This is a genomic window from Domibacillus sp. DTU_2020_1001157_1_SI_ALB_TIR_016, from assembly GCF_032341995.1.
Classification (GTDB): domain Bacteria; phylum Bacillota; class Bacilli; order Bacillales; family Domibacillaceae; genus Domibacillus; species Domibacillus indicus_A.
This window is the reverse complement of the sequence record NZ_CP135439.1, coordinates 1316191-1328521: the sequence shown is the minus strand read 5'-3', so window position 1 is coordinate 1328521 and position 12331 is coordinate 1316191. Positions and strand designations below refer to the sequence as shown.

At 44.9% G+C, this 12331-nt stretch carries 14 protein-coding genes and 2 pseudogenes; 5 read left to right on the top strand and 11 right to left on the bottom strand.

Annotation, left to right across the window (positions count from 1 at the left end; genetic code table 11):
• Nucleotides 1–5 precede the first annotated feature (5 nt).
• From RRU94_RS14600 to RRU94_RS14590, 3 genes are read right to left on the bottom strand one after another with little or no spacing between them, the layout of a single operon-like run.
• Entirely contained in the window at nucleotides 6–1067 is a 1062-nt protein-coding gene (locus RRU94_RS14600; protein ID WP_315695197.1) for a M24 family metallopeptidase, read from the bottom strand.
• 4 nt (nucleotides 1068–1071) lie between these two features.
• Nucleotides 1072–1509, bottom strand: coding sequence for a type II 3-dehydroquinate dehydratase (aroQ, locus tag RRU94_RS14595; protein ID WP_315695195.1), 438 nt, complete (start codon nucleotides 1507–1509; stop codon nucleotides 1072–1074).
• Nucleotides 1510–1568: 59 nt separating this feature from the next.
• Entirely contained in the window at nucleotides 1569–1988 is a 420-nt protein-coding gene (locus RRU94_RS14590; RefSeq protein ID WP_315695193.1) for a hypothetical protein, read from the bottom strand.
• 107 nt (nucleotides 1989–2095) lie between these two features.
• On the opposite strand from RRU94_RS14590, the gene RRU94_RS14585 reads away from it, so the two are divergent.
• On the top strand, nucleotides 2096–3034 hold the full coding sequence (locus tag RRU94_RS14585) for a DUF1385 domain-containing protein (RefSeq protein WP_315695191.1): 939 nt from the start codon (nucleotides 2096–2098) through the stop codon (nucleotides 3032–3034).
• Nucleotides 3035–3071: 37 nt separating this feature from the next.
• A complete protein-coding gene (locus RRU94_RS14580) occupies nucleotides 3072–3452 on the top strand; it encodes an SA1362 family protein (protein WP_315695189.1) in 381 nt (126 codons plus the stop codon).
• Nucleotides 3453–3548: 96 nt separating this feature from the next.
• Here the strand turns inward: RRU94_RS14580 and RRU94_RS14575 are convergent.
• The 3 genes and pseudogenes from RRU94_RS14575 to RRU94_RS14565 form a co-directional block, all read right to left on the bottom strand.
• Nucleotides 3549–5291: pseudogene (locus RRU94_RS14575) on the bottom strand (vitamin B12-dependent ribonucleotide reductase); the annotation flags it as partial.
• Between the two features lie 335 nt (nucleotides 5292–5626).
• Nucleotides 5627–6445 (bottom strand): annotated as a pseudogene (locus RRU94_RS14570) (ribonucleotide reductase N-terminal alpha domain-containing protein); the annotation flags it as partial.
• A 195-nt stretch (nucleotides 6446–6640) separates the two neighbouring features.
• On the bottom strand, nucleotides 6641–7477 hold the full coding sequence (locus tag RRU94_RS14565) for a lipoate--protein ligase family protein (RefSeq protein ID WP_315695187.1): 837 nt from the start codon (nucleotides 7475–7477) through the stop codon (nucleotides 6641–6643).
• Between the two features lie 218 nt (nucleotides 7478–7695).
• Here RRU94_RS14565 and RRU94_RS14560 point away from each other — a divergent pair, with 218 nt between their 5' ends.
• From RRU94_RS14560 to RRU94_RS14550, 3 genes are all read left to right on the top strand, one after another.
• Nucleotides 7696–8016 (top strand): rhodanese-like domain-containing protein, encoded by a 321-nt coding sequence (locus RRU94_RS14560; protein WP_309091630.1) that lies wholly within the window; start codon nucleotides 7696–7698, stop codon nucleotides 8014–8016.
• 112 nt (nucleotides 8017–8128) lie between these two features.
• A complete protein-coding gene (locus tag RRU94_RS14555; protein ID WP_315695185.1) occupies nucleotides 8129–9709 on the top strand; it encodes a DEAD/DEAH box helicase in 1581 nt (526 codons plus the stop codon).
• Nucleotides 9710–9718: 9 nt separating this feature from the next.
• Complete coding sequence (locus RRU94_RS14550; RefSeq protein WP_315695973.1) at nucleotides 9719–10486, top strand: YqhG family protein; 768 nt, start codon at nucleotides 9719–9721, stop codon at nucleotides 10484–10486.
• Here RRU94_RS14550 and RRU94_RS14545 read toward each other — a convergent pair whose 3' ends face one another.
• Genes RRU94_RS14545 through comGC form a run of 5 tightly spaced genes read right to left on the bottom strand, consistent with a single transcriptional unit; the run spans nucleotide 10487 to nucleotide 12320 of the window.
• A complete protein-coding gene (locus RRU94_RS14545) occupies nucleotides 10487–10831 on the bottom strand; it encodes a hypothetical protein (RefSeq protein ID WP_315695183.1) in 345 nt (114 codons plus the stop codon).
• A gap of 13 nt (nucleotides 10832–10844) precedes the next feature.
• On the bottom strand, nucleotides 10845–11285 hold the full coding sequence (gene comGF, locus RRU94_RS14540; RefSeq protein ID WP_315695182.1) for a competence type IV pilus minor pilin ComGF: 441 nt from the start codon (nucleotides 11283–11285) through the stop codon (nucleotides 10845–10847).
• On the bottom strand, nucleotides 11269–11559 hold the full coding sequence (locus tag RRU94_RS14535; RefSeq protein ID WP_315695180.1) for a hypothetical protein: 291 nt from the start codon (nucleotides 11557–11559) through the stop codon (nucleotides 11269–11271). Before RRU94_RS14535 ends, comGF begins: the two co-directional genes overlap by 17 nt.
• Nucleotides 11560–11566: 7 nt before the next feature.
• A complete protein-coding gene (gene comGD, locus RRU94_RS14530; RefSeq protein ID WP_315695179.1) occupies nucleotides 11567–12034 on the bottom strand; it encodes a competence type IV pilus minor pilin ComGD in 468 nt (155 codons plus the stop codon).
• Nucleotides 12000–12320, bottom strand: coding sequence for a competence type IV pilus major pilin ComGC (gene comGC, locus RRU94_RS14525; RefSeq protein ID WP_315695178.1), 321 nt, complete (start codon nucleotides 12318–12320; stop codon nucleotides 12000–12002). The genes comGD and comGC overlap by 35 nt, the downstream gene beginning before the upstream one ends.
• Between the last annotated feature and the right edge of the window lie 11 nt (nucleotides 12321–12331).

Here is a 12331-nt window from a genome sequence, read left to right as displayed (position 1 = left end):
GGTTTTTACAAAATAATAAGTTCTTTAGCAGAATGTGTGAGCCGTTCATTCCCGCTGTTTGTAAGCAGGATATCGTCTTCGATCCGGACGCCGCCGATACCCGGCAAATAAATGCCCGGTTCCACTGTTACAACCATACCGGATTCGAGCGGTTTATCACTTGTTACCGAGAGTCTCGGACTTTCATGCACTTCAAGGCCAAGGCCGTGGCCAGTGGAGTGGCCAAATGCATCTCCATATCCTTTTGATGAAATAATATCGCGTGCTACAGCATCTGCCTCGGCACCTGTCATTCCAGGCTTGATTTGATCTACCGCAGCCATTTGCGCTTCCAATACAATCGCATAAATTTCCTTTAGCTGCTCGGATGGTTCTCCAACCGCTACTGTACGGGTGATGTCCGATGCGTATCCTTTATAGTATGCGCCAAAATCAAGCGTAACAAAGTCGCCTGACTGGATTTCCTTTTCACTCGCTACACCGTGCGGCAAAGCTGAGCGGGCACCTGAAGCAACAATAATATCAAAAGAGGAAGAATCTGCACCGCATTTTCTCATGAAAAATTCAAGTTCATTCGATACATCAATTTCTCTTACTCCCGGCTTTAGAAAATCCAAAATATGCTTGAACGCTGCATCTGCGATGTCACACGCTTCCTTTAATATCTTAATCTCTGGTTCGGTCTTAATCAAGCGCAAGTTTTCCACAATTCCTGCCACCGGCTTGAGTGTCCCGTTGAAATACTTTTGAAGCAATTCAAACTCCTGGTAAGAAACGTATTCTTTTTCAAAACCAAGCGTCTTTACACCAAGTGCTTCTGCTTTTTGCATAGCTTCTTCGAAAATCGATTTTGTATGCTGGACGATCGTAAATCCAGCTGCCTGCTTTGCTGCCTGCTCTGTATAACGAAAATCGGTCATAAAAACGGCTTCTTCACTTGTAACGAGCACAGCGCCTGATGTACCGGTAAACCCGCTCACATAGCGGCGATTATAAGGGCTCATAATAAACAAGCCATCCAGTCCCTGCTCAGCTATTTTTGAGCGCAGCTTTTCAATCTGTCCCATTTTCTCAGCCCTCCCTGTTTACCAAAAAGTCGAGTGCCATTTCGTAGCCATACAGCCCAAAGCCGCACAGCTGTCCTACCGCGTGAGATGCCGTAACTGAATGATGCCGGAAAGCTTCCCTCTTATGAATATTTGAAATATGTACTTCTACAATCGGTACGTTAATCCCTGCTGCTGCATCAGCAATAGCATAGCTGTAGTGTGTGAATGCGCCGGGATTGAAAATAATCCCATCCATTCCTTCATCCTCTGCTAGATGAAGCCGCTCCACAATTTCTCCTTCAAAATTGGAGTGAAAGGTTACCACTTCCACGCCTGCCTGCGCCCCGCGTTTGATCAGCCGTTCCTCAAGCTCGGCAAGCGTCGTCGTTCCGTAAATATGCGGTTCACGCTTTCCAAGCCGGTTCAGGTTTACCCCATTAATAAGCAAAATTTTCTTCATTTCTTATCCCCCGGCTATTCATTTTCCCGACTAGTTTACCATATTTGCCCGGCTTCTGACTACTTGGCTCTTTCGTAATGCCAGGAAATTGTGAGGCTGATAAACAGGAAATAACCGAGCAAAAGAGAAAAAATGGTGACCAGGTGCAGAAGTGACCGGTCAGCACCGAAAAAAACAAACAAAAAAAAGAAAACAGTTATGGAAATTCCAACGGTGAAGGGCTTTCTTTTACGGAACAGCGCATAGTATAATAAAGAGAGTACAATAGAAATAAGCACACTTATCACTAAGGCAATTCCGTATTTTACAAGCAGCGGCAGCGGGAAAACAGCAAGCATAAAGACAGGGTTCCAGTTCATAAAATGAAAGGTATAAGAAAGCCAGCTGAATAGCAGCAGCAGCAGGCCTGCCATCACGCCGGTCTCACTTATCATACGCCTTGAATAATCAGAATGTTTAGAATTGTTGGTTCGAATCATTTCTTTCCTCCTTCAAGCAGGTCCCGCTTTTATTTTAGCCGGATTATCGCTAAAATATGATTACTATACGTCCTTGCTAAAGGATGAACGAAAGAAGGAACGAACACATGAGTAATGAAAAGCCGGTGTATGGCGGGCAGGCCGTTGTTGAAGGTGTTATGTTCGGCGGAAAAAATCATACGGTTACCGCCGTACGGCGCAACGATGGATCCATTGAATATTTCCATCTGCCCCGCACGATTCGCCCCGCCCTCCAGACAATAAAAAAAATTCCTCTTCTTCGCGGTATCGTTGCCATTTTAGAAGCTGCTGCGACAGGGTCTAAACATTTAAACTTTGCCAATGACCGGTATGATGTCCCGCCGGGTGAAGAAGAAGCAAAAGCAGAAGAGCCGTCGAAGTTTACCCTTATGTTTGGGGTAGCGCTCGTTGGGATTTTATCGTTCCTGTTTGGAAAATTTGTTTTTACCCTTGTACCGGTTGGCCTGGCTGAACTGACAAGGCCTATTTTTCAAAGTGATATGGCCCAGATCTTGGTAGAAGGGCTGTTTAAATTACTCCTGCTGCTTGTTTACATTTGGGCCATTTCGATGACGCCGCTTATTAAACGTGTATTCCAATATCACGGAGCGGAGCATAAAGTAATAAATGCTTATGAAAACGGGCTTTCGCTGACTGTGCAGAATGTGCAGGCCTCTTCCCGGCTTCATTACCGCTGCGGATCCAGCTTTATTTTATTTACGGTTATTGTTGGTGTTTTTGTGTATATGCTTGTACCGACTGAGCCATTTTATGTACGAGTGCTTAACCGGCTTGCTCTTATTCCTGTTGTGCTTGGCCTTTCTTTTGAGGTTCTGCAGCTCACAAACAAAGTTCGTGATGTTCCCGGCTTAAAGTGGCTTGGGTATCCTGGACTTTGGCTTCAACTTTTAACCACAAAGGATCCATCAGATGATCAAGTGGAAGTGGCGATCGCCTCTTTCAAGAAATTAATTTCCATTGAAGAAAGTACTGAAAAAGGATTAAAAGCAGACGAAATTGTCTAATATGTAAGTAACACTATTTTTCCGGGAGGTGGCTTTAATGAATGTTCGCACTGTTGTCGTTTCCGTCATTACTGCACTCGCTGCCATTGGTCTTGTGTCAATGATGATCACCTCTCCCGGGCAGCTCGTGCAGCAAATTGCTTTTGCTGTAATCACTGTTGCGATTGTGATGTTCTTGCTCCGGCTGTTTATGCGTAACCGGACTGGAGGAAATCACAGCGAAAACCGCGCTTACTCTAAAGCTGTGAAACAATCCAAAAAACGCTACGCCACAAAAACAGGTTTTAAATCGAAACCATCTGTTGCTTTCACGACAGGAAAGCCGAAAAAGAAAGCAGCCCGCCGCAAGAAAGCCTCACATTTAACCCTTATTCAAGGAAATAAAGGAAAGCGAAGCTCCCGAGCTTCTTCTGAATGACTCTGCCGGATATCCGCGCAGGGTTTTTTATTGCCGGCAATATATAAAAAGCCGCCCTTTTTATTCAAGGGCGGCTTTTTGGAGGCCTTCTTTTTCTTATAATCCACATTTCAGCTGGGCGCCGCAGTTCGTACATGTGTTGCAGCCGCCGAGCTCTTCTACTGTTCCTTTGCGGCAGACCGGGCAAGTATTGCCGACTTCACTGCCAATTGTCACATTCGTTGAACGAAGATCCTGAATCGTATCAATTAAAACAACGTGGTTTTCATGTTGTTTCGGTTCTGTTTTCTCTTCTTCATCCCACGTGTTTTCTTCTGCTTTCAGCGTAAGAACCTGGGAATCACGGCTTCCATCTACATAAACCGTGCCGCCTTTTGCCCCGCCTTTGTAAAGACGCTCATACACGCTTTCTACCTGCTCAACTGTATAGCCGCGCGGTGCGTTTACGGTTTTGGAGATAGAGCTGTCAATCCACCGTTGAATCACACACTGAACATCTGCATGCGCCTCTGGTGCCAGGCTCATCGCCGTTACAAAGTAATCCGGTAATTGATCCGGATCTGCTTCCGGATTGCGCTCCAGATAGTCTTTTACAATATCCGCTTTGACCTCAATAAATTTACCAAGACGTCCGCTGCGGTAGTACGTAAAGGAGAAATATGGCTCCAATCCCGTTGATACACCCACCATCGTTCCAGTAGAGCCCGTTGGTGCTACAGTTAACAAATGCGAATTGCGAATACCATTTTGAAGAATAGCTTCCCGTACATGATCCGGCATTTTTTTCATGTAGCCTGTATCAATAAATGCCTCACGAAGACGATTGGTTTCACCTTGTGTTTCTCCCTGAAGGAATGGGAAACTGCCTTTTTCTTTTGCCAGCTCTACAGACGTTTCGTACGCTGTTACAGCAATCGCTTCGAACACCTGGTCAACAAGGGCATTTCCTTCTGGAGAACCATATTCTTTTTCGCAATAAATAAGCAGGTCCGCTAGTCCCATTACGCCAAGGCCAACCCGCCGTTCACCGAGCGCCTGTTTTTTGTTTTCCTCAAGGAAATACGGTGTCGCATCGATCACGTTATCCTGCATACGGACACCTGTGCGAACCGTTTGTTTTAACTTATCAAAGTTCACCGTTTTCGAATCCTTGTCCGCCATTTCAGCAAGGTTAACGGCTGCTAAGTTGCAGACTGAAAATGGTGCAAGGGGCTGCTCACCACATGGATTTGTTGCAACAACCTGCTGGCCATACGCTTTTGCATTGGTCATTTCATTGGCATTGTCGATAAAGAAAATGCCTGGCTCTGCTGAATAGGTTGCACAGACATTGATTAAATTCCATAGCTCGCGCGCTTTAATTTTGCGGTACGTGCGAACTTTATGTCCCTCGCGCTCCCATTCACGGACATCGCCGACTTTGTGCCAATTTTCGTTGTAATAGGCCATTTCTTCTTTGTCGTACGTTTCTACAGCCGGAAAACGAAGCTCATAATCCGCATCTTTTTCCACTGCCTCCATAAATTCATTCGTCAGGCAGATTGAAATATTGGCACCTGTTAAAAACTCAGCGTTATGAACGCTGTATGTTCCGCCGGTGCGAAGTTTCTCTTCCGCTTCTTTGATAATTTCAGGACTGAAGCCGCCATAGCCCGGGATGTTTTTGTAATTCACCACACCCTGGTACATTTGCTCTTCGCGCTCAGTCAGCGGCTTAAAGTTTAATTTATCCTTTGCCGCTTTTTGGATTTGCTCGTCTTCTGTATTTTCAAGAAGGTAGCGCAAAATACGCGGGTTTTGCATTTTTGAAATAATAAATTCTACAATGTCAGGATGCCACTATTATACCGTCCTTTTCAGGATACTTTAACTCTGCTTTTGCAGACGGGATAGACTATATCATCACCCTCAGCATCACCTGTTAGGGGCTGGGCGCTTCGAAAAGCATTATGCTTTTCTACTCTACTTCCACGTTAGTGTTTTCGATAGTCGTTGAACCTTCACCTTAAACGGTGCTTGGCTGCAGATTATCCAATGCGTTCAATTTTTAAGCATTTCACGCTCACCGTTTCCAGTCACGTTGTAGCTTGAACGCCTCTAAGGACTTTCCTGCAATTCACCCAGTTTACTTGCCGTTCATTGTCTGAACGGCGCGGACTAGCATAAAAACATTAATCCGCCAGCATAATCATTTGAGCACCTCTGCGCGATCCGCCCTGCTCAACAAGATGTGTCAGCTTGGCAATATCATCAAGCCACGAAACTGACCCTGATGACTTACCGTTTACGCCGCGGGCAAGGGTATTGCGCGGACGAAGAGTGGAGCCGTTCGTTCCAACACCGCCGCCGCGGCTCATAATTTCCATTACCTGCTTACGATGCTCAGATATGCCTTCACGTGAATCAGCTACAAATGGCATCACATAACAGTTAAAATACGTCACGTCTGTGTCTGCCCCCGCCCCGTATAACACACGGCCCGCCGGAATAAAGTTTAAGCTTACAAGTTCGTTATAAAATTTATCGAACCATTCTTTTTTCTTTTCGTCTGTTTTTTCAACAGATGAAAGCCCTGCTGCATTGCGCTTAGCAATCTGCTCGTAAAAAACTTCAAGCGGTTTTTCAATCACATCAAGACTGCGGTGAATAATACCTGTTTCTGCTTCTTTTGGATCATCGATCGCACTGCGGTATTCTTCATCAATCAAAATCGATGCTCTTTTCGCTTCTCGGTCGAGCGATACGACAAAGCCTGTCCCACGAGCTGGGAATTTAGGATCTTCTTTAATTGTTAAAACAACAAAGTCGCCTTCAGACAGGGTAATTTTTTCAGTATCTTTAAATGAATATCGGTCAATCATAACCAGGCGGGAAACGCCTTTGTGTGTAATGTTCATTTCCGGCGTGATCGGGAAAACCTGCGGGAAAATGCTGATGTCCTTGTTTAACTGGTCGACGTTCAGTGACATAACCTTAGCGGACGTAGCAGACATGGAAACAACTCCTTTTGTATTCTGTTGAAAAAAAGCGAAAACAAACACAATATATTGTGTTTGTTTTCAATTTTATATTCTATATATTGATTTAGATCTTGCGGTTTGTCAAGCAGCCGCCCTTCTGCTCATCCTCTGGCAGGCCTTGAAATCAAAGAGAAAAAAGCAAAAAAAATAATTTTGTCGAACTTCTTTTTATCTGCGAAAATTCCAATCCGGATTTTCATACCGATCTCTTTGAATTGTTTCAATTTGATGTTTTTGGTCATCTGTTAAAACGAGCGGTTCAAGGTGAATATTGAGCCCTTCTTCAAACCCTTGTTTGAATGCAACACGTGCTTCATCGAGCGTTACCGGTTCAGCCCGCAGCGCATTAATCGCAACTGCTTTGTTTCCAAACGCCTTCTTCATCCGCTCTTTTACCCGGTCGTTTGGATAGTGAAACAAGCTGAACAGCTTGTCTTCATCCAAATCAAGCAGGATAGAGCCGTGCTGCAGGATTACCCCTTTTTGCCGGGTCTGCGCGCTTCCCGCCACTTTTCTTCCTTCAACGACAAGCTCATACCAGCTTGGCGCATCAAAACAAACGCTTGAACGCGGATTTTTTAAACTTGCTTTTTCCTCCTCTGTCCGCGGGACAGCAAACTCTGCAGCAAGTCCAAGCTTACGGAATCCTTGAAGCACGCCTTCAGAAATGACCCGGTATGCTTCTGTTACACCTGTCGGCATGTCTGGATGCTCTTCACTCACAATCACGCTGTACGTTAACTCATGCTCATGAAGCACGCCTCTTCCGCCAGTCGGACGGCGCACGAAGCCAAGCCCATAATTTCGGACAGCGTCAAAATCCACTTCTTTTTCCGCTTTTTGAAAATACCCAATGGACAGCGCCGCCGGCTCCCAGCCATAAAAGCGGACGACGGGCGGGATCAGGCCCTTGCTGTGCCAATCAAGCAGCGCCTCATCCACAGCCATATTATAAGCTGCATTTTGATTTCCAGTATCAAGAAAAGCCCATGTTTCTTTTGCCATCATATACGCCTTCTTTTCTTAGTAAATTTCCTCACTCAGTCTATCAAATTGACCCTGAAATTCAAAGGCGAACACGCTTCTTTTTTTAAAGAGAATTTTCTTTTCTTCTTATAACCATATCGATATAATAAAGGGAGCAGTTTATTCGAAAGGGGAACACAACGTTGCTTTATTCTATTGCCGCGGTACTCGGTGCCATTATTTTGTACGCGATCTTTATGTACTTTTCCCAAAAGCGTGCAGTAAAACCGCTTAGTCAGGAAGAATTTGTAAAAGGATACCGGAAAGCGCAGCTGGTTGATGTGCGCGAACCGAATGAATACAATGGCGGCCACATTTTAGGAGCCCGGAACATTCCTGTTACGCAAATGAAGCAGCGAATGAAAGAAATTCGCCCGGACAAGCCTGTTTATTTGTATTGCCAGAGCGGCCTTCGCAGCGGCCGTGCTGCACAAATGCTATACAGAAAAGGATACCGCGACATTTACCATCTGCAAGGCGGATTTAAAAAATGGACCGGAAAAATTAAAACAAAATAAAAACAGCCCTGTTTAAACAGGGCTGTTTTTGTTTGTCCGCTTGTGTATGTTCTCCCCTTTTTAAGGGCAGGCTAGGGACAGCTCATGAAATCGAAAGGAGACTTCGAGATAAATGAAGCCTGCTATTATGTATGATGATACTTGGGCAGATGCACTCGAGCAAAACTTAAAAACCGCTTCAACACCCGGCGGCTGGGCACTTTTTAATCTAACAGCCGAGATGAAAAAGCAAATTTTGCCTTCCCGCTTTGACGGGCTGCTGGCGCCTGATTTTCTGCCGCATATGCAGTTTCTTCCCCACCAGCTGAAAACGGCCCAGACCGTAATGGAAGAAATGAGCGGAACCGCTATTTTAGCAGATGAAGTGGGCCTCGGAAAAACCATTGAAGCCGGACTTATTTTAAAAGAATATATGCTGCGGGGCCTTGCTTCCCGCATCCTTATATTAGCACCCGCTTCCCTGGTCAGCCAGTGGGCCAAAGAACTGCGTGAAAAATTCCAAATTTTTGCGCTCGTCCAGCGGAAAAATCCTGACTGGTCTTGGAACGGCGTTCAGATTGCATCGATTGATTCGGCCAAACAGCCGAAGTTTGCCGATGCATTTGCGGATACGTTATTTGACATGATTATCATCGATGAAGCACACCGATTGAAAAATCCTGCTACAAAAAATCACCAGTTTGTCAGCCGCTTAAATAAAACATACTGCCTGCTGCTGACAGCCACACCGGTTCAGAACAACGCAGATGAATTGTTTCACTTGGTTTCTCTTTTAAGACCCGGGCTTTTTGGCAGCAACGGGTTCTTCCAGTCTCAATTTAAAGATGGAAAGCGCTCCGTTCAAAACCATGATGCTTTTCACGCCCTGCTCAGGCAGGTCATGATCCGCAATACCCGGACAGATGTGGAAAGTGAGCCTATAAAACGCTTTATTCAAACTATCCGGATCGACCCGTCAAAAGAAGAAAAAGCGTTTTATGACTCGCTGTCCGAATGCCTGCCAAGCTCCATTACACTTCTGACGCTGCAGCGGGAAGCATGCAGCAGCAAGTATGCGGCCCTGGCGACTCTGCAAAAGCAGGAAGGGTTTGACAAAACAAAAGTTGCTGCGCTCGCTCAAGCTGTTGACCAAAATTCCAAAGCTGAAAAAGCATTAGAAATTGTGAATAGCCTGGAAAATGAAAAGGTGCTTATTTTTACTCAGTATCGGGCAACACAGGAATATTTAGAGCTGTTTTTTCGTTATCATCAAATTCCGGCTGTTTCTTTCCAAGGAAAGTTCAAAAAAGGAAAAAAAGATTGGATGATTGAACTTTTCAAAGGTCCAGCACGGGTGCTGATTGCTACGGAAGCGGGCAGTGAAGGATTGAATCTTCAATTTTGCCGCCATGTTATCAATTTTGACCTTCCATGGAACCCGATGAAACTCGAACAGCGAATTGGACGTGTACATCGTTACGGCCAGACTGAGAACGTCCATATTTATCATCTTGCCTATAAACAATCAGTGGAAGACCGCATGCTCTCTTTGCTTTACGAAAAGATCGCTCTCTTTCAAACGGCTATCGGCAAGCTGGACAATATTTTGGATCAAAACTGGATTGAAGAACACTTGCATGATACATTCCACTCATCCAAAAGTGTTAGAGAGTGGGAAATAAAAATGCAAAACCTTGCAGCTGCATTGGAGTGAACAACATTGATGTCTTTTCTTCGTTCCTTTTTTACTGCCTGTGAATGTCCTATTCTTGAAGAATCTGAACACTCGTTAAAGGTTCAGTTAACCGAAGAAGCAGATCGTTCCCTGATGAACCGCCCTTTTTACTGGCATTACAAAGACCGGCTCGGCCAGGCAGGCGACCCGATGAGCGTCACCTTTTTTACAAAAGACCCTGGCCGGCCGCTCAAACACCAGGAAGAATATATTACATTCGGGTCCCCCCGTTTTCATCAGCTTCTTTCCTATGCTCAAAAAAAAGCATCGTTTGTCAAATTGTATGAAACAACAAACGGATCGGGAACCATTCAGCTTGATCCTTGGCTGTTTGTTCATTTTCACCTTTCCTATGAAGCAAACAGCAAAAAAGAAAAGCTCGTGCCGCTTGCTCTTCATTTAATCAACGGAGCTTTTTCGGATCAATTTTTGGAACAAGCAGGCTCTCTGTCTCTCAGCCACTCGATCAGTCCTTACCATTATGTGCTCTCGCCTCTTATTACACCTGCAAGCGGCTTGAACCGGCTAAAGCAAAAATTATGGAGAGACTTGATGGAAGAAGAGCATGGCTGGGCTCAAACGGCTCTTAAAAAACAAAAAGCAGAGCTTAAGCTTCTTCAGTCTTTTTTTGACCAGGAGAAAGAGGATAATACGCATTATGAACGGGAAAAAGCAGCCATTATGCGCCGTTTTGAACCAGTGATCCGTGTTTCCGTTTTGAATGGCGGGCTTTTCTACCTGGCTCAGACAAAATAATTAATGGTATTCAACCCGGCTGAGAAACGATTCCAAGCGGGGATCGTATACATAAGTGGCACGGAAAAAACCATCAGTATGAGTTGTTGTGATTCGAATCTGCCAGTTTTGTTCAGCTGTTTCCGTTACTGCAGCGTTTGTTGTGCCCAGATTTGTTTCTATATTAAAAGAAGCAGGCTCTGACTGGGTTAAAACACGCCGCAGCGCCATCAGCTCAGCCACACGAAACTCATAATAGTTTGTTAAATGATCCGCTGTTTTCCATTTGGTGACGGCAGCATCTGCAGCTGACACAGATGCTGCCATAATCAGTACTAAAATAAGCAAAACATGCGGAAAAATCATTCCCTGCTGACGCTTAATGTGCTTTCTTATAGAAAGGATACATGACCGCTCCTTCCTGTTCACCATTTGAAAATGTAACATGTATGTACATTTTCCCTCCTTTTTCTGAAAACGAAGCCGTTTTTACATCTTGCAGCATCACTTCATGTCCTTGCCCGTTGATCTGCCTTCTAATTTTGTCACGATATTGACTAACCGTGACTAGCATGTCACCAGAAGCTGCTGCTTGGTACGCGAGTCTTGTCCCAGACACATGCCAATTCGAAGATCCCTGCATTTCATTGCGCAGCTGAATGATAAAAAGCTCCCATTCCGTGTTTTTCTCGGCTTTTCCAGCTTCCACAGCCCGATAAGCGCCATCATAAAGCAGTGGAACCGAAGCAGCACACGCACAAAAAACCATTAATGCAATAAGAGATTCAATGAGTGTAAAGCCGTTACTGCTCTTCCACACATCTCTTTTTCCCTTGAATGAATACACACGCTTTCGCCCTTCCTCCGTCTTCTTCCCAAACCAATTTTCCCCTGGCGGCTGGCCCATCCAATTCATAAGAAAAGGAAGCATCCGAAAAAATCCGGGATTCGGCTTCTTCATATAGCTTTCTCATTCCTTCCTGCTGCTCCCAGCGCCAGGAGGTGCCCTCCACTAGTTTTAAACTAAAAGGCAGCAAAACACCTGCCGCTATAAAAAGAGCGGTTAAAGCCAGCAGACTTTCCGCTAATATCATCCCTCTTTCATTCCTCCGAAAAATAAAAACGTCCCCTTCCAATTAAAAAAATCAGCTTGGTGGTTTTTTCATTTGTTGTAAAATAAAACGTGCCGAACCGGCTGATCGTACCCGTTTTTAAAAAAGTAATCGTATCTAACCCCCTCTCATCAAATATGAAACGCTCGGGGATCTCACGCTTGATAATCGTTTTTCTCGGTATTTCAAATGTGTAGATGTGATAATACCGGTCTTTATTTTCAAAAAAGTCTACAACAATATTTGCGTTTTTCGAAACGGCATATGCCTGGGCTGCAAACAGATCCCTTTCTACCTGGTGAAAAAACTGACGGTTGCGCACGTCTTCCGCAATCGTCCGAAGCGGAATAAGGGCTGCTCCGAAGCAGACAGTAAAAACCGTCAGTACAATCATCATTTCCAAAAGTGTAAAGCCTTCTTCTTTATGACTCACCGGCTGACACAATTCCTTCCGCATCGATCGTAACAGCCCCTCCACCCGGGCAGGTCGTTTCATCATCTCTTAAGTATCCATCTGTAACGAGTGTACTGACAGAGGAAGGCAGTGATCCATTATCAATCCGGTACGCCTGTACCTGCCCCTGCACCATATGAACAAACGCGTCACAGCCTTTTGCATTGATATTTTTACTTTGCTTTGCCACGTTTGGAATGGCAATGAAAAGCAAAACGGTAATCACCAATAAGACGATCATCATTTCTATCAGTGTAAATGCTCGTTCATTCTTCCAGAATCGCTTCATTCTTTTTTCCT

Coding starts and splice junctions, on each gene's coding strand:
- comGD (WP_315695179.1), bottom strand. CDS start 12,034: ATGCGGAAGGAATTGTGTCAGCCGGTGAGTCATAAAGAAGAAGGCTTT.
- RRU94_RS14555 (WP_315695185.1), top strand. CDS start 8,129: ATGAAGCCTGCTATTATGTATGATGATACTTGGGCAGATGCACTCGAG.
- comGC (WP_315695178.1), bottom strand. CDS start 12,320: ATGAAGCGATTCTGGAAGAATGAACGAGCATTTACACTGATAGAAATG.
- RRU94_RS14550 (WP_315695973.1), top strand. CDS start 9,719: ATGTCTTTTCTTCGTTCCTTTTTTACTGCCTGTGAATGTCCTATTCTT.
- RRU94_RS14585 (WP_315695191.1), top strand. CDS start 2,096: ATGAGTAATGAAAAGCCGGTGTATGGCGGGCAGGCCGTTGTTGAAGGT.
- aroQ (WP_315695195.1), bottom strand. CDS start 1,509: ATGAAGAAAATTTTGCTTATTAATGGGGTAAACCTGAACCGGCTTGGA.
- RRU94_RS14600 (WP_315695197.1), bottom strand. CDS start 1,067: ATGGGACAGATTGAAAAGCTGCGCTCAAAAATAGCTGAGCAGGGACTG.
- RRU94_RS14590 (WP_315695193.1), bottom strand. CDS start 1,988: ATGATTCGAACCAACAATTCTAAACATTCTGATTATTCAAGGCGTATG.
- RRU94_RS14565 (WP_315695187.1), bottom strand. CDS start 7,477: ATGGCAAAAGAAACATGGGCTTTTCTTGATACTGGAAATCAAAATGCA.
- RRU94_RS14545 (WP_315695183.1), bottom strand. CDS start 10,831: ATGATTTTTCCGCATGTTTTGCTTATTTTAGTACTGATTATGGCAGCA.
- RRU94_RS14535 (WP_315695180.1), bottom strand. CDS start 11,559: ATGATATTAGCGGAAAGTCTGCTGGCTTTAACCGCTCTTTTTATAGCG.
- RRU94_RS14560 (WP_309091630.1), top strand. CDS start 7,696: ATGTACTTTTCCCAAAAGCGTGCAGTAAAACCGCTTAGTCAGGAAGAA.
- RRU94_RS14580 (WP_315695189.1), top strand. CDS start 3,072: ATGAATGTTCGCACTGTTGTCGTTTCCGTCATTACTGCACTCGCTGCC.